Source organism: Bacillus altitudinis 41KF2b (genome assembly GCF_000691145.1).
GTDB lineage: Bacteria > Bacillota > Bacilli > Bacillales > Bacillaceae > Bacillus > Bacillus altitudinis.
The window spans coordinates 56,494-71,816 of the sequence record NZ_ASJC01000007.1 but is presented as its reverse complement, the minus strand read 5'-3'; the positions used below and the strand labels follow the sequence as shown (position 1 = coordinate 71,816).

Genomic DNA, 15,323 nt, shown 5'->3' with positions numbered 1-15,323 from the left:
GGGGGAAATGAAAAATGGCGGAAATTAAAGTACCTGAACTAGCGGAATCAATCTCGGAAGGAACAATTGCTCAGTGGCTAAAACAGCCGGGCGATTATGTTGAGCAGGGGGAATACCTGTTAGAACTTGAAACAGATAAAGTCAATGTCGAATTGACAGCTGAAGAATCTGGTGTTCTAAAAGAAGTACTGAAAGATTCTGGTGACACTGTCCAAGTTGGAGAAGTCATCGGAACGATTGCAGCAGGTGAAGCTGGCGGAAGCGAGTCCGCAGCTCCAGCACCTGAGCAAGATTCTGCACCAGCTTCGAAAGAAGAACCAGCAGCTGAACAAAAAGAAGAGGCAGCAAAAGAAGAGCCGAAATCTGGTAATGGCAGAACGATCGCTTCTCCAGCAGCTAGAAAACTAGCAAGAGAGAAGGGGTTAGACTTATCTGAGATTCCAACCGCAGATCCGCTGGGCAGGGTACGAAAGCAGGATGTAGCTTCTTACCAAAAGAATGAAGCTCCTGCAAGTGCACCGAAAGCCGCGCCAAAAGCAAATGCTGCGGTGCAAAATGATCAAGCAGGGAAACCAGTTGAGCGTGAAAAAATGTCACGCCGCAGACAAACCATTGCAAAACGTTTAGTTGAAGTTCAACAAACGGCAGCGATGCTGACAACATTTAATGAAGTCGATATGACAGCTGTCATGGACCTAAGAAAGCGTCGCAAAGATGCCTTCCTTGAACAAAACGATGTGAAACTGGGCTTCATGTCCTTCTTCACAAAAGCAGTGGTAGCAGCACTTAAAAAATATCCACTTCTCAACGCAGAAATTCAAGGTGATGAGCTTGTCATTAAAAAATTCTATGACATCGGTATTGCTGTAGCCGCCAATGAAGGGCTTGTGGTACCAGTTGTCCGTGATGCAGACAGACTATCATTTGCAGGAATTGAAAAAGAAATCGGTCATCTTGCGAAAAAAGCAAGAGATAACAAATTATCGCTCAATGAATTACAAGGTGGATCATTCACGATCACAAACGGAGGAACATTTGGTTCTCTGCTTTCAACACCAATTTTAAACAGTCCTCAAGTTGGAATTTTAGGTATGCATAAAATTCAACTTCGTCCTGTTGCAATTGATGAAGAACGCTTTGAAAACCGTCCAATGATGTATTTAGCTCTTTCATACGACCACCGTATTGTCGATGGTAAAGAAGCTGTTGGGTTCCTTGTCACGATTAAAAATCTACTTGAAGATCCTGAACAGCTATTGCTTGAAGGATAATCGAAAGAAAAAGCTAGTACCGATGAGGGTACTAGCTTTTTTGGTCTTTATTTTCTGGGTAGCTTCTTTTTGACCAAAATGTTGCCAGCCAAGAGCCAGATAAATTATGCCATACGCTAAAAATGGCACTGGGGACGGCGGCAAGCGGAGAAAAATGTGCGGTCGCAAGGGCTGCGCCAAGTCCAGAGTTTTGCATCCCTACTTCTATTGAAATTGCTCGTTGAGAAGGAATGTCCATTTTACACCATTTTGCAATGAGGTAACCCAATAATAGACCAAGAGCATTATGTAAAACAACAACGGCAAAAATAAGCAGTCCAGATTGCAGAATCTGTTCTTTATTTGCACTGACAACAGCTGCAATGATGGCGACAATGCCAGTAACAGATACAAGTGGAAGTGCTTGTACAGCATACGTCACTTGTTTTTTAAAAAACAATTTGACGATGACACCTAAAATAATTGGAATTAAGACAACTTGGACAATCGACAAAAACAAAGCACCCGGTGATACAGATAACCAAGATTTTGCAAAAATATAAATAAAAACAGGGGTCAAAATGGGAGCAAGTAGTGTCGAGATCGTTGTCACGGCAAGGGATAAGGCCGTATTTCCTTTCGCCAAAAAGGTCATTACATTGGATGCAGTCCCGCCTGGACAGCAGCCGACGAGAATGACACCGACAGCGATTTCAGAAGGTAAATGTAACCCATAGGCCAATAAAAATGCTATGAGTGGCATCAGTGTATACTGCGCTAAAACCCCAATCAATACATAAAGAGGCTTTCTAAAAAGCTCTTTAAAATCTTCAGAAGACAGCGTCAGCCCCATGCCAAACATAATAATGCCCAGTAAAAAAGGGATATAAGGTCCAATCAAAGAAAATGCCGCAGGAAAAGTAAAACCTAGACAAGCAAAGACAATGACCCATATAGCGAATGTTCTTCCTGCAAAGTGACTAATGTGTAAAAGGGTGTTCATACTATCTTTCAACTCTCTTTCTTTTCATATCTTTTCTATTTTAAATGAATTTTCTGAAAAAACAACCTATGATTTTGCGAGGGGTGTTCATAATATTATTATGTAAACTAATAAAAACCCACATAGTAAATGAACTATGTGGAGTATGCGATCAAAAAGGTGTCCATTTTACTTGTTGAGCCTGTTTTAGTCTTGCTTCTGGCTCACGCCAGTCAACGACATTCCACCACCGGTCTACATATTGCGCCTTCTCATTTCGATATTGGAGGTAATAGGCATGCTCCCACACATCAAGAGCAAGAAGGGGGATGACGTCCCATTGCGAGAGGAACTGATGGCGCTCTGCTTGTAAAATGTCTAAACGCTGAGATCGAGGGGACCATACAAGGATCGCCCATCCGACACCTTCTACTTGTTTGGCAGCAGCTGAAAAATGTGACTTGAACGCCTCATAGCTGCCAAATGATTGATCAATGAGACGAAGCATTTGACCAGTAGGTTTTCTTTTCCCTGAAGGACTCATGGAAAACCAAAAGATACAATGTAAATAATGTCCTGCCCCATGAAAGGCAAGCTCACGTTCCCAATGCTTGATCATCGTAAAGTCGTTGGTTCTTCTTGCTTTTTTTAGTGCAAGTTCAGCTTGATTTAGCCCATCAACATAAGTTTGATGATGCTTTTGATGGTGCAAGTACATAATTTCTTTTGAAATATAAGGTTCGAGCGCTTCATACCGATAAGGCAGTGGTGGTAACTGATGATTTCCAGCTGCTACATCGCGCACTTCTTCATGTGGATGCTGCATGTCTTCTGCAATCCTTTCGGCTAGTTCGTACCATTCTTGTTCACTGGAATCATCATCCTCCATTTTGAGTCGTAAATGTTCCACTTTTCGATGAATTTTATCATCTTGCCAAACATGTTGAATCGTGCTAAGCCACTCTTTGAGCTGTGAGCGATATTCTTCTTTATTCATGTATACGCCTCATTTCGTCTAAAAATGTAGAACAGGCCATCATCGGAAACACAAATGGGTAGCTATGATAGGTGATGTAAAATTGTTTTGGCAGTCCAATGCCGACTGGATAGTACATGGCTTCTTCAGTATGGTGATGGTTCACTAAAAAGGAGACAGCTTTCAAAATGCCTGCGTTATTTGCTTTCTCATATTGGAGGAGTGCCTCTGTCGCCCATGCGGTTTGAACCACTGTGCCAAAGGGAAGCGGGACATAGGTTTTCAGTTCTGCACTTTTACACGATTCTCCGAAACTGCCATCTTCAAGCTGAATCTGCTTTAGGAAACGGCACGCTTTTTGCACAGCAGGGTGTGAAGAGGGAATGCCAGCCGCTTTCAGTCCTGTTAACGCTGCCCAAGTTCCATAAATATAACAAACACCCCATCTGCCAAACCATGATCCGTTTTTCTCTTGGTGGTCAATGAGCCATTTTACACATCGATCTTTTTGCCTGAGAATTGAGGGTGAAGCAGTATCTTTTTCTTCTAAACCAATCAAATGGAGCACACGACCAGTAATATCAGGAGTTGACGGATCAATCGCCGCATCCTCCGCAGATTCAAGCGGAAGGTGACGAAGCAGAAAGTGATCTTGATTTTTTTCAAAAGCAGAAAAGCCGCCATCACGGTTTTGCATGGAGAGAAGCCAGTCATATCCTCGTTTCCACTGAAGTGGAGCGTATTCCTTTGGGATCGCTTTTAACACAATTTGTGTGTCATCACAATCAGGATTATTCGTATTGATATGTGAGAAACCAAAGCCCCCGGGAGCAGCATGACGGTTATGAACTGCCCAATCCGCTTTCTTCATTTGCTGCCGGTCTATCAAATAGGTGAAGGAATTCATGATCATGGGATCTTGTCGTTTTCTTCCTGCTCTTTGAGAAGCGTAACTGACAAGCGCTGTATCCCACACAGTCGAGGTGGAATTCTCAGCATATATCTTGCCTTGACAGGAGGTGACGAGCTTTTTCATACCTCTGACTGCTTTTTGGATGAGATGATGTCCAGGGGAGTACCCAAGGCTCATGAGGGCATAGACCATAAAGATGGTTGCACTTAAGTAACTGTACAGCGTCCCATCTTTTTCAAGACGGTCAAACATGTATCGCTTTGCCGCTTCATATCCGAAAAAGTCGAGCCGGCTGTCGAGGGCTGTATATGACCGCATATACATGAGGAAGTCATCAGTCGAACGTTCTTCTCTTGCCATAAACCAGTCAAATGGATTTTTAGACATGTTTTCATCAAGATGGGCTAATGATGGAAACGCAGCATGAGAGGTATACCGTTTGTTCAGTGCGATCATCATGGGTACAAAATGAATCCTTGCATAGGCACTAAGGTGGTAGAAGTGTAGCGGAAAAGACGTAGGGATGAGTAAAAAGGAAAGAGGTGCATAGAAGTAGGGCCAAGGGTGCATGCCATTTACGGCAAGCATCCACTTTGTCATAAAATGAACGTTCTTTAGGCCACCTTTTGAGCGAATATATTGTGCTGCTTTTTCCATATGGGGCTCGTCTTTTTGAAATCTGCCAGATGCGAGCATTCCGCAATAACCTTGTACTGTAGCTGTGAGATGTCCTGACTGGTCATGATACAAAGAAAAGGAACCATCTTCATTTTGTTTGGCATGTATTGCTTCGGCCAATTGATGGATCAATTGCTGATCGGGGTCACCAACGGCTTTTAACAGCATAATGAAAAAAGCATTTGTCATCATAGGTCCTTCAAAGCAGAAAATAAATGCGCCATCTTCTCTTTGTCTGCGTTCTACCTGCATGTGCAGTTCATCGATATATTCGTTGACTCTCGTTTTAAAATCTTGCATTCGGCCATGCTCCTTTCCTTTATCACTATATTCAGGAGTCGGCCTGTCACATGACAGCTCAAAAAAAGCCGATGACATCGTCACCGGCTTTCTTAAATGATTAATCTTGCAGATTAATCCACACGCTTTTGACTTCTGTATAGTTGTTTAGGGCATATGATCCCATTTCTCTGCCAAGGCCTGACTGTTTATATCCGCCAAACGGGGAGGCGGCATCAAAGACATTATAGCAGTTGACCCAAATGGTCCCTGCTTCTAGGCGTGCAGCGATATCGTGAGCATGCTTTAAGTTTTCTGTCCAAAGTCCTGCCGCTAACCCATAGTCAGATTGATTGGCCCGTTCGACCACTTCATCAATGGAATCGTAAGGAATTGCAGATAGAACTGGACCGAAGATCTCTTCTTTTGCGATTGTCATTTCATCTTCTACATCTCTAAAGACAGTAGGGGAGACGAAATAGCCTGCTTCATAAGGGCAGTCACCACCGACTACGGCTGTTGCACCTTCTGACTTCCCTTTTTCGATATAACCTAACACACGTTCATGCTGCTCTTTACTCACTAGAGGCCCAATCTGGGTATCATGATGAAGACCAGCTCCTTGTTTTAATGATGTCGCATATTTAGCCATTTGATCGACGACTTCATCATATTGGCTCCGGTGCACAAAGACCCTTGATCCTGCACAGCACACTTGACCTTGGTTAAACATCACGCCGTTTAATGCACCTGGAATGGCTTTCTTTAAATCGGCATCTGGTAAAATAATATTCGGCGATTTTCCGCCAAGCTCTAAAGTAACACGCTTGATGGATTTGGCTGCTTTCTCCATGATCAATTTCCCAACACTTGTTGATCCAGTGAAAGCCAGCTTATTGACATCAGGGTGATCGGTTAATGCTTCACCGGCTGTTTCACCAAATCCAGGAACGATGTTAATCACGCCTTCTGGGAATCCGGCTTTATCCACTAATTCAGCTAAATATAAAGCAGATAGCGGTGTTTGTTCAGCTGGCTTTAAAACGATGGTGCAGCCTGTTGCCAGTGCAGCACCCATTTTCCACATGGCCATGAGGAGCGGGAAGTTCCAAGGAATGATTTGTCCCACAACGCCAACAGGCTCATGGCGAGTATAATTAAAATATCCCTGGCTGACAGGAAGGGTTTGTCCAGTCATTTTCGTGGTCCACCCTGCATAATAGCGCATGTGCTCAATGGCAAGAGGGATATCCGCATTGGTTGTTTCATTAATTGGTTTTCCATTGTCAAGTGTTTCCAGCTGGGCCAGTTCTTCTTGGTGTTCTTCCATTAAATCTGCCAGCTTAAACATCAAGCGGGCACGTTCGGCTGCAGACATAGAACGCCAAGGTCCATGGAACGCCTTTTTAGCAGCTTTTACTGCCTCATCAATGTCGGCTGCACCTGCTTCATATACATCAATAAGGGTTTCTCCTGTGGCAGGGTTAGGTGTAGAGAATGTTTTGTTATCATGACTTGTGACAAACTGACCGTTAATGTAGAGTTTTTTCGTCCCTTGGAGAAAAGATTCGAGTTTTGAACTGATTTGAAGTGTTGTAGAGCTCATAAATAAACAAACCTCCTTAAAGATATGGGTTGTTCTGCGAGTTCTAGGTGGAAAAAGTGGACATGAAGCATTTTGTATACGCACACATATGTAAACGTATACATTTATCATATTACACGACATCTTTGAAAGCAATCGATAACACTCATTGCATTTCACGAAAAATTGGCTACAATAAATGTATAGATGAAAAAAGGAGTTTTTAAATCATGATCCATCAAAACTGGCAAACGGCTGAAACGATAAAACAAGTAAAATGTGTACATACAAATGCGAAAAAATATATGGTTGACCGGGCATTAACGGTTGGGCACACATATGATGTGAAAAATGAAACTGAGGAATTTCTCTTTGTCGTTGATAATACGGGTAAAGTAGGCGGGTACTACAAAGAGTATTTCGAAGACAATTCTGCTGAATGATTTTGATGGTCATCACTCATACTAAGAAAAACAGTAAAGGGTGATGATGATGAAAAAGCAGCAGCAAGAAGAGCAGAAACATCAAAATGCTTGGCATGACAATGAAGATGCTGATATGGCGATTACACTTGAGCAAATTTCTGATGTGTATGCCGAAGGAACGATTGATACCCCGAAAGATGAATAGTCATTTAAAACAGTGATTTTACATAATCACTGTTTTTTTATGGTCTCATAACGAATGATTTCTTGAAAAAAATGAAACTTTTTTCCTGCTTTAACAGTCTAAATAAGTAGAGGAAAGAGCATCGGATCAAAAAGAAAAAGTTAAATGAAATTTAATCTATTCGTAATGGAATAACGACGATTTATAGCGTATTCTATAAGTGAGAATAAAACGTACCCACAGAGCCGTGTGGCCGTTTTGTCATAAAGGAATTTGATGCAGGAAGAGGGGGTTTACGTGGGTATTTTTTCTGTCAGTAAACAAAATGATCATAAAAAATTCGAATCCTTATTAATTGAAGGAGAAAGAATTGAGGCTGTTTACAGACTGCGTCACGACCAAATTTGTTTCACTAATAAACGACTGATCTTTGGCGATAACCGCGTATTTTCTAAAAAGAAAGTCAGGGTCTCCTTGCCGTATCGATCAATTGAAAGTTTTGCCATTCAAGAAGCTGGCGTGTTTGATCAGGACACTGGTATGCTGCTTGTTACAAGCTCAAAAGTATTTGAACTCGATTTTTCTAAAGATACAGATTTGAGTGACGTGCAGGCCATTTTAACAAAACATCTTTGCTGATCAACGATGCGATTACATAGATCACATGCACTTTTCTCATTCTTTGTTCTTATTTTTATCTATCGCATATCCCTTAAGCTTTTCCCATTACAGTGGGAAAGGCTTTTTTCTATTCGTGTGTTTGAATCACATCAAAAAAGGATAAAGATGAAACAGATACAGAAAGGAGAATGAACAATGAAAGTATTGGTTGCTGGAGCAAACGGACATACAGGGAGACTTGTCATTCGATATTTAAAAGAAAAAGGACATGAGCCACTTGCTCTCATTCGAGATGAAAAACAAGCAGATGCGCTAAAAGAACTTGGTGCAGCGCCTGTCATCGGTGATCTTGAAAAGGATGTGACAGATGCTGTGAAGCAAGCAGAAGCTGTCATCTTTGCAGCTGGTTCAGGCTCAAAAACAGGTGCAGATAAAACCATCGCTGTTGATCAAGAGGGGGCAAAACGCCTCGTTGATACAGCCAAAAAAGAAAATATTCAGCATTTTGTGATGCTGAGTTCTTATAATGCCGACGATCCTCATCAAGGAAAAGGACAAGGCAGTATGGAAATTTATTATGAAGCGAAAAGAAAAGCCGATGAACATTTAAAACAGTCTGGTCTTTCTTACACCATTGTGCGGCCAGGAGCACTGCTGCATGAGGAAAAGACAGGGAAAATAGAAGCGGCGGCTCATATTCCAGACGATCGTGACATTGAGATTTCCAGAGAAGATGTAGCCACTGTCTTAGTGGAAAGCTTAACGGAATCCAATGTGAAAAATAAAGCCTTTGACTTAATCAAAGGTGATACACCAGTAGAAGAAGCACTTCGCAATCTTTAAATGAAGAAAGCTGCTGCCAAAGGCGGCGGCTTTTTTGATGTTTTCATTTCGCATGGAGCGGGAAGGTAAAGAGAAAGGAGTGATTGACCGTGAGCTTAACGAAAGAGCAAAAAGCTGATTTATATGAAAGACTTATTCAATTAAAAGAAGATGTGAAAGGATCAAAAAAGAAAGAAGAATCCATGCTGGTCGAATCGAATGAGATTTCAAATGGTGTTGGAAACCATATCGCAGATCACGGGAGCATCTATTTAGATCGTATGACCGAACAGACGCTGGATCAAGTCGATGATCAGCTCGAAGGTGAAATTGATGCGGCGCTTAAGCGGATGGAAGACGGAACATATGGAATTTGTGAAAAAACAGGAAAAGACATTCCATATGAACGTTTGAAAGCAGTACCCTATACTCGTTATTCAATTGATGCAAAGAAAAATGAAGAAACTAATCAAGATCCAAATGAATTTGACCGTTCGTTCTCTGAGCAAATGCGTGATTTAACAAATAGAGAAACAATGGATCAATTACATTCAGATACGTATGAAAGGCTAGAAGAAGAGCAAGATGTTGATGTAGATGAGGAAAAATAACATGATGAGAGGAATTTATGTTTTCTCAACATAATGTTTTCCTACGTCTACATGGACAAAAATCTTGTATACATGAGTATTTTTTTAGAAAAAACATATCTTGAAATTTAATAAACTTTCGTGTAGTATAGTTTAAAGGCTGCGATGCGCGTAATGTTAATTAAGTTTTAACCTTTAAGCTGTAATAGGGAGTTTTATATTGAAGCCGGAATGTCACGCCTCCTTCGAGAGGAAGACAGGAACGTTTCTGCAAACACCCACTTTGAGGAGTGGTGGTTTAAAACTTTCTTACTTAGATTACGGCATCCGCAGCTTTTCCTAGGATGATTCAAGCCATTTTCCATTTTTGGAAAATGGCTTTTTATTTTGTCCAAAAGACGATTTTGAACAGACCGAATGTGGATGGACAAATGTATGTTAAAATAGACAAAACAAACGACGGAGAGGGAATTGGATGTTACAACAAGCAGAAGCACTTCTTAAACAATATTATGGCTTTGATACTTTTAGACAAGGACAAAAACAAGCCATTGAATCGATTGTGAATAAACGGAAGGATACGGTCTGCATTATGCCGACAGGCGGAGGGAAATCGGTTTGCTACCAGATTCCTGCCCTTATGATGGAAGGAACGACAATCGTTGTATCTCCGCTTATTTCTTTAATGAAAGATCAGGTTGATGCGTTAAATGAGATGGGAATACGATCGTCCTTTTTAAATAGTACACTTTCAGCAGGTGAAATGAATACAAGGCTGAAAAAATGTGAACAGGGGGAGTATGATTTGCTTTATATCACCCCTGAACGCTTACAAAATGAACGTTTTTTTCAGCTGCTTGATCGACTGACGATTCCTTTAATGGCTATTGATGAAGCGCACTGTATATCTGAGTGGGGACATGATTTTAGACCGAGCTATCGCTTTATACAAGAATGTGTAAACAAGCTTTCAAATAGGCCTGTTATTGTAGCATTAACAGCCACTGCTACAAAGAAGGTCCAACAGGATATATGTGAGCAACTTGGCATGGACGAAGAAGAAACAATCTTTACTGGTTTTGCTAGAGAAAATTTGTCTTTTCAAGTGGTGAAAGGGCAAAACAGCGACCAATTCATCACACAATATATGAAGAAAAACAGTCTTGAGTCAGGCATTATTTATACAGCCACACGAAAAGAAGCAGATCAAATTTATCATCGTCTAAAAAAGCAAAAAATCAGAGCGGGTGTTTATCATGGAGGATTAGATGATGAAGTCAGAGAAGAACAGCAAAATCTTTTTTTAAATGATGATATTCAAGTAATGGTAGCTACATCTGCATTTGGTATGGGGATTAATAAGTCTAATGTACGTTTTGTCATTCATCATCAAATTCCAAGAGATATTGAAAGTTACTACCAAGAAGCAGGACGTGCCGGGAGAGACGGGCTTGAAAGTGAATGCATTTTGCTGTTTTCACCGCAAGGCGTACGCGTGCAGCGCTTCCTCATTGAACAATCAACAGAAGATGAATTGCGGTATCAGCATGAATTGCTCAAGTTGAGACAAATGGTAGACTACTGTCATACGGAACAGTGCCTTCAGCAATTTGTGATGGATTACTTTGACCAATCATCAAGTGCCCCTTGTCAAAAATGCAGCAACTGTCTAGACGAGAGAGAGCGTGAAGACGTCACGAGAGAAGCACAAATGGTTTTGTCGTGTACCGTTAGAATGAACGAACGATTCGGAAAAATGATGATAGCTCAAGTATTAGCCGGCTCTAAAAACAAAAAAGTGCTTGATTTTGGTTTCGACCGGCTTCCTACTTATGCTTTAATGAAACAGCATTCAGCCCAACATATCAGTGATTTCATTGAATTTTTAATTACAGAAGAGTATTTACACATGTCTGAAGGAGCTTTTCCAACACTAAAAGTGACACAAAAAGGAAAGAAAGTGCTAGTGGGGCAGGAGACCGTCTATAAAAAGCAGGCGATAAAGGCAGAGGCTATTCAAGAAAATGATGCATTATTTGAGCAGTTAAGAATGGTCAGAATGAAGTTGGCAAGAGAGCAGGGCGTTCCGCCATTTGTTGTCTTTTCTGATCAAACATTGAAGGAAATGTCAGCAGTAGAGCCTAAAACAGAAGAAGAACTTTTAAATATTAAAGGTGTCGGCGCACAAAAAAGAGAGAAATATGGAGATGTTTTTTTAGAAGAAATTCGTTTATTTATAGAAAAAGAGAAAAAATAAAGAGTTTGAAGAAGGAAAATAAATTTTTTTCGTTTCACTTGGACGCGTTTTCATCATGATGATTTCCATCCCTACAAAACCTTGATATGGTGCGGAATTGAGCCGTTTAGTGGGCTGATTTACCAATGGAGAGAGATGTTTCATGTAAAGGAACTGTAATCTAAAACATATCGTTTTGTTATTGAAATGACATTTACATATGTTACGATAGCACTCGTTAGCCGCCATAAAAAGCTAACAAGGGAGGATTTACTTTATGAAGAAGACTATTATGTCCTTGGTTGCTGTTGCAGCAATCTCAACAACAGCATTAGGAGCACAGCAAGCTTCTGCAAAGGAAATCACTGTACAGAAAGGTGATACACTTTGGGGAATCTCTCAAAAAAATGATGTGTCTCTAAAGGACCTAAAGGGTTGGAACAATTTATCTACAGACATGATCTATGTAGGAGATAAATTGACAATCTCTTCAAAAGAGAAAACTCAGGAGCAGTACAAAGTCCAGAAGGGGGACAGCCTCTGGAAAATCGCTCAAAAATTCAATGTGTCAATTAGCGATATTAAGTCTTGGAATAACTTAAACTCAGATATAATTATGATTGGTTCAACACTAAGTGTTGCTGGTCAAAGCTCAGCTCCGGTAAGCTCAGAACCTGTTCAAAAACAGGCACCTGTCCAAAAAGAGCAAACAACGAAAAAAGCTGCTCCTAAAAAGGAAACAGCTAAAGCAGAATCATCTTCTGCTAGTCAAAGTGTTCAAAAAGAAATGACTGTAACGGCTACGGCTTATACAGCAAATGATGGTGGCATCTCAGGTATCACTGCAACAGGGGTAAACTTAAACAAAAACCCAAATGCAAAAGTAATCGCAGTAGATCCTAATGTCATTCCATTAGGAAGTAAGGTTTATGTTGAAGGCTACGGTGAAGCCATCGCAGCAGATACTGGCGGCGCAATTAAAGGTAACAAAATTGATGTACACGTACCAAGCAAATCCCAAGCTAAAAATTGGGGCGTAAAATCAGTCAAAGTGAAAGTACTTAACTAGTAGTCTATTGTTTTTGGAAGAAAGCATCAGGTGGCGGCCTGATGCTTTTATTATACCTTTTTTTGGCCGGAAATACACATATTTTTCTGAAAAATTCGCATTTTCGACAAAAACCAGCGTATAAGCCCATCTCAACGCTGGTTTTTGTGTCGTTAGCTGTCCACCCAATAAATTTCTCCGCTTTGCTCTTTCCAATTGATTTGGACATCAAAATGGTGTTTTTCATAAAAATGAATCAGGCGGTCCACATGATTCCAATCTCTTTTGACGAGATCCCCAGTAATGACTGGAATGTTTTGCTCTCTTGCGATTTCTTTTAAATGCTTCATACAGATGGATCCATAGCCATTATCAGGCGGGCCTTTAATATCGGCAATGTGAATCTTTCCTTCTTCAGGATATTCCGCGATTAAGGAAAAATCAGATTGTCCGCGAAAAGCTTTTTCACAATCGCTTAACATGATTTTGCACGTCTCTGCATTCTCAATTGCAGAGACGATCATCCATTCATCTTCCTTTGCTTGATCAATGCCAATAATCTTTGCTTTTTTTGAAATATCTTTTATATTTTCTTGCATTCGATACATTTGGAACTGCAACTGCTGTAATTCTTGCTCTAATGTCTTCACATCTTTTGTTGTTTCCTGTAAGATTGACAAGTCTATTGCTCCTTTCATAGAAGAGTTGATAAAAACCACACAAATTCCCATTCTAAAGGAAGTGAGTGGATCTTTCAAGCCGCTAGAAGGCAGGCAATCGGCAAGTTTGTCTAAAATTCGACGAAGACAGCGAATTCATTGACTTTAGAGAGAAAGTTAAATAACATACTCTTAGTCGGAACTAATAAAGAGAGGTTTTCAAACATGAACGAACAGAATCAAAAACCGAAAAATTTCACCGGCATTGTTGTCTTTTTAACAATTGCCATAAACGGCTTAATTGCTTTATTATTTTTCATGCCAAAAACAGATAAATTTAGTCATCTGGATATTACATTTCTGCCGTTACTGAATGCCGTGATGAACAGTTTTACGTTTATCTTTTTACTTTCAGCGCTCATTATGATTAAACAAAAGAACATTAAAGCCCATAGACGATTTATCTTTGCGGCTTTTTCCACCACACTTGTCTTTTTAATTTCGTATGTGACGTATCATTCAATGGCAGCTGATACACACTTTGGGGGAGAAGGAATCATTCGTCCGATTTACTTCTTTATTCTCATCACACATATCGTCTTATCTGCCGTCATTGTACCGCTTGCACTGATCACTCTCTTTAGAGGCGCACAAATGCAAGTCGAACGTCATCGTAAAATTGCCAGATGGACCATGCCTCTTTGGCTCTATGTCAGTCTAACAGGTGTCATCGTATATATTATGATTTCTCCATATTACAGCTAACGTATGTCCATCTGGACATACGTTCTTTTATTTACAAGATGAATTGCTTTGGATAAAATGGGAATTGGGTATCCGACTTGCACGGTATCTTCCCACCTATAGAATCACATCATGTCTGGCCGTTTGCTCGTTTGGAGAACACAATTGAACGAAACGGGGGTTATATGATGACTGAACAATTGCAGTACAAACCGGGGCTTGAAGACATTGTGGCAAGCGAAACGTCAATTTCGTTCCTAGATGTCCAGCAAGAAGAAATTGTGATTCGCGGTTATGACCTCATCGAGCTGGCACAAAGCAAGACGTACTTAGAAACAGCCTATCTGCTCATTTATGGAAGATTACCAGATGCAATGGAATATCACCAATTTCAGCAAGATATTTCCTCACAAACAAGCTTACATCCAACCATTCAAACCATTTTGACAAAACTGCCAAAAACCACTCACCCAATGGATGCCATGAGAACGTGTTTATCTGCTCTTGCAGGGTACGATGAACAACTGAATGATCGATCAGAAGCATGCCAACAAGCGCGTGCTGTTCGATTACTTGGCCAGCTACCAGCGATTGTTGCGGGAAGCTATCATATTCTCACACAAGACACCACACCTACTCCAGACCAGACCAAATCCTACACTGAAAACTTTCTAGCGATGTTAACAGGCCGCACTCCGGCACAAGACGAAATCAAAGCATTTGACCAAACACTCACGCTTTATAGTGAGCATGAGCTGCCGAATTCAACATTTGCAGCAAGAGTCATTGCATCTACTCATTCTGACATGTATGGTGCTTTTACTGGAGCGATTTCTTCATTAAAAGGTGACTTACACGGAGGCGCAAACGAAGCAGTCATGCACATGCTGCTCGAAGGCAAAACAACAGAAGGTTTCCTTGCGCTCATCGAACGTAAATTAGCCGCAAAAGAAAAAATGATGGGCTTTGGACACCGGGTATACATGAGAAAAATGGACCCAAGAGCGGCACTTTTAAAACGATCGTTGAAAACGCTTACTGAATCAAAAGGAGACACGACGCTTTATGACATGTGCGTCGCAGGCGAGGCATACATGAAAGAAAAGAAAAACCTCTATCCAAACCTTGATTATTACGCAGCACCTATTTATTACGTGCTCGGTATTCCTATTTCACTTTATACACCGATTTTTTTTGCTGCGAGAGCAAGCGGATTAGCAGCGCATGTCATCGAGCAGCATTCACACAATCGGATTTTTAGACCGAGAGTAAGGTATTTAGGACCAAGAGGATTAAAAGTCTCAAATGATGATGGAAAAACGGGGGAATGA

At 40.8% G+C, this 15,323-nt stretch carries 15 protein-coding genes and 1 other RNA gene; 11 read left to right on the top strand and 5 right to left on the bottom strand.

The features are described 5' to 3' along the window. The first annotated feature begins 14 nt into the window (after positions 1–14). Positions 15–1,271: a 2-oxoglutarate dehydrogenase complex dihydrolipoyllysine-residue succinyltransferase gene (gene odhB / locus BA79_RS13195; protein WP_007500721.1), complete on the top strand. Its 1,257-nt coding sequence runs from the start codon at positions 15–17 to the stop codon at positions 1,269–1,271. A gap of 31 nt (positions 1,272–1,302) precedes the next feature. On the opposite strand, the gene BA79_RS13190 is transcribed toward odhB, so the two are convergent. From BA79_RS13190 to BA79_RS13175, 4 genes are all read right to left on the bottom strand, one after another. After that, the gene (locus BA79_RS13190) at positions 1,303–2,253 is read right to left on the bottom strand and encodes a bile acid:sodium symporter family protein (protein WP_035703263.1); all 951 of its coding nucleotides are present in this window, start codon (positions 2,251–2,253) and stop codon (positions 1,303–1,305) included. Positions 2,254–2,404: 151 nt separating this feature from the next. Continuing rightward, complete coding sequence (locus BA79_RS13185; RefSeq protein WP_035703260.1) at positions 2,405–3,229, bottom strand: superoxide dismutase; 825 nt, start codon at positions 3,227–3,229, stop codon at positions 2,405–2,407. Then, positions 3,222–5,099: a terpene cyclase/mutase family protein gene (locus tag BA79_RS13180; RefSeq protein WP_035703258.1), complete on the bottom strand. Its 1,878-nt coding sequence runs from the start codon at positions 5,097–5,099 to the stop codon at positions 3,222–3,224. Before BA79_RS13180 ends, BA79_RS13185 begins: the two co-directional genes overlap by 8 nt. Before the next feature lie 100 nt (positions 5,100–5,199). Then, positions 5,200–6,684 (bottom strand): aldehyde dehydrogenase family protein, encoded by a 1,485-nt coding sequence (locus BA79_RS13175; RefSeq protein ID WP_017359492.1) that lies wholly within the window; start codon positions 6,682–6,684, stop codon positions 5,200–5,202. Between the two features lie 209 nt (positions 6,685–6,893). Between BA79_RS13175 and BA79_RS13170 the strand changes: the two genes are divergently transcribed. The 8 genes from BA79_RS13170 (at position 6,894) to BA79_RS13145 (ending at position 12,610) form a co-directional block, all read left to right on the top strand. Further along, positions 6,894–7,106, top strand: coding sequence for a DUF6501 family protein (locus tag BA79_RS13170; protein WP_008346502.1), 213 nt, complete (start codon positions 6,894–6,896; stop codon positions 7,104–7,106). Positions 7,107–7,155: 49 nt separating this feature from the next. Further along, positions 7,156–7,293, top strand: a complete 138-nt coding sequence (locus tag BA79_RS19150; RefSeq protein ID WP_017359491.1) for a YozQ family protein — start codon at positions 7,156–7,158, stop codon at positions 7,291–7,293. Positions 7,294–7,569: 276 nt separating this feature from the next. Beyond that, complete coding sequence (locus BA79_RS13165; protein WP_008346505.1) at positions 7,570–7,911, top strand: PH domain-containing protein; 342 nt, start codon at positions 7,570–7,572, stop codon at positions 7,909–7,911. 177 nt (positions 7,912–8,088) lie between these two features. Then, positions 8,089–8,736, top strand: coding sequence for an SDR family oxidoreductase (locus BA79_RS13160; protein ID WP_017367442.1), 648 nt, complete (start codon positions 8,089–8,091; stop codon positions 8,734–8,736). 89 nt (positions 8,737–8,825) lie between these two features. Next, positions 8,826–9,326 carry a TraR/DksA family transcriptional regulator gene (locus tag BA79_RS13155; RefSeq protein WP_025207496.1) on the top strand — a complete coding sequence of 167 codons (501 nt, stop codon included), beginning with the start codon at positions 8,826–8,828 and terminating at the stop codon, positions 9,324–9,326. Positions 9,327–9,459: 133 nt separating this feature from the next. Beyond that, positions 9,460–9,645, top strand: a non-coding RNA gene (ssrS, locus tag BA79_RS19145) — 6S RNA. Between the two features lie 135 nt (positions 9,646–9,780). Further along, positions 9,781–11,562 carry a DNA helicase RecQ gene (gene recQ / locus BA79_RS13150; protein ID WP_035703256.1) on the top strand — a complete coding sequence of 594 codons (1,782 nt, stop codon included), beginning with the start codon at positions 9,781–9,783 and terminating at the stop codon, positions 11,560–11,562. Between the two features lie 256 nt (positions 11,563–11,818). Then, on the top strand, positions 11,819–12,610 hold the full coding sequence (locus BA79_RS13145) for a LysM peptidoglycan-binding and 3D domain-containing protein (protein WP_007500712.1): 792 nt from the start codon (positions 11,819–11,821) through the stop codon (positions 12,608–12,610). A gap of 152 nt (positions 12,611–12,762) precedes the next feature. On the opposite strand, the gene BA79_RS13140 is transcribed toward BA79_RS13145, so the two are convergent. Then, complete coding sequence (locus BA79_RS13140; RefSeq protein WP_019743302.1) at positions 12,763–13,269, bottom strand: GNAT family protein; 507 nt, start codon at positions 13,267–13,269, stop codon at positions 12,763–12,765. Positions 13,270–13,473: 204 nt separating this feature from the next. Between BA79_RS13140 and BA79_RS13135 the strand changes: the two genes are divergently transcribed. Together BA79_RS13135 and mmgD are read left to right on the top strand one after the other, a co-directional pair. Beyond that, a complete protein-coding gene (locus BA79_RS13135; protein WP_008346516.1) occupies positions 13,474–14,013 on the top strand; it encodes a DUF420 domain-containing protein in 540 nt (179 codons plus the stop codon). Between the two features lie 167 nt (positions 14,014–14,180). Then, positions 14,181–15,323: a citrate synthase gene (gene mmgD / locus BA79_RS13130; RefSeq protein WP_019743303.1), complete on the top strand. Its 1,143-nt coding sequence runs from the start codon at positions 14,181–14,183 to the stop codon at positions 15,321–15,323.

Excerpts from the sequence above, each read along its gene's own strand:
- odhB (WP_007500721.1), top strand. The coding sequence starts at position 15 with ATGGCGGAAATTAAAGTACCTGAACTAGCGGAATCAATCTCGGAAGGA.
- BA79_RS13190 (WP_035703263.1), bottom strand. The coding sequence starts at position 2,253 with ATGAACACCCTTTTACACATTAGTCACTTTGCAGGAAGAACATTCGCT.
- BA79_RS13185 (WP_035703260.1), bottom strand. The coding sequence starts at position 3,229 with ATGAATAAAGAAGAATATCGCTCACAGCTCAAAGAGTGGCTTAGCACG.
- BA79_RS13180 (WP_035703258.1), bottom strand. The coding sequence starts at position 5,099 with ATGCAAGATTTTAAAACGAGAGTCAACGAATATATCGATGAACTGCAC.
- BA79_RS13175 (WP_017359492.1), bottom strand. The coding sequence starts at position 6,684 with ATGAGCTCTACAACACTTCAAATCAGTTCAAAACTCGAATCTTTTCTC.
- BA79_RS13170 (WP_008346502.1), top strand. The coding sequence starts at position 6,894 with ATGATCCATCAAAACTGGCAAACGGCTGAAACGATAAAACAAGTAAAA.
- BA79_RS19150 (WP_017359491.1), top strand. The coding sequence starts at position 7,156 with ATGAAAAAGCAGCAGCAAGAAGAGCAGAAACATCAAAATGCTTGGCAT.
- BA79_RS13160 (WP_017367442.1), top strand. The coding sequence starts at position 8,089 with ATGAAAGTATTGGTTGCTGGAGCAAACGGACATACAGGGAGACTTGTC.
- recQ (WP_035703256.1), top strand. The coding sequence starts at position 9,781 with ATGTTACAACAAGCAGAAGCACTTCTTAAACAATATTATGGCTTTGAT.
- BA79_RS13145 (WP_007500712.1), top strand. The coding sequence starts at position 11,819 with ATGAAGAAGACTATTATGTCCTTGGTTGCTGTTGCAGCAATCTCAACA.
- BA79_RS13135 (WP_008346516.1), top strand. The coding sequence starts at position 13,474 with ATGAACGAACAGAATCAAAAACCGAAAAATTTCACCGGCATTGTTGTC.
- mmgD (WP_019743303.1), top strand. The coding sequence starts at position 14,181 with ATGACTGAACAATTGCAGTACAAACCGGGGCTTGAAGACATTGTGGCA.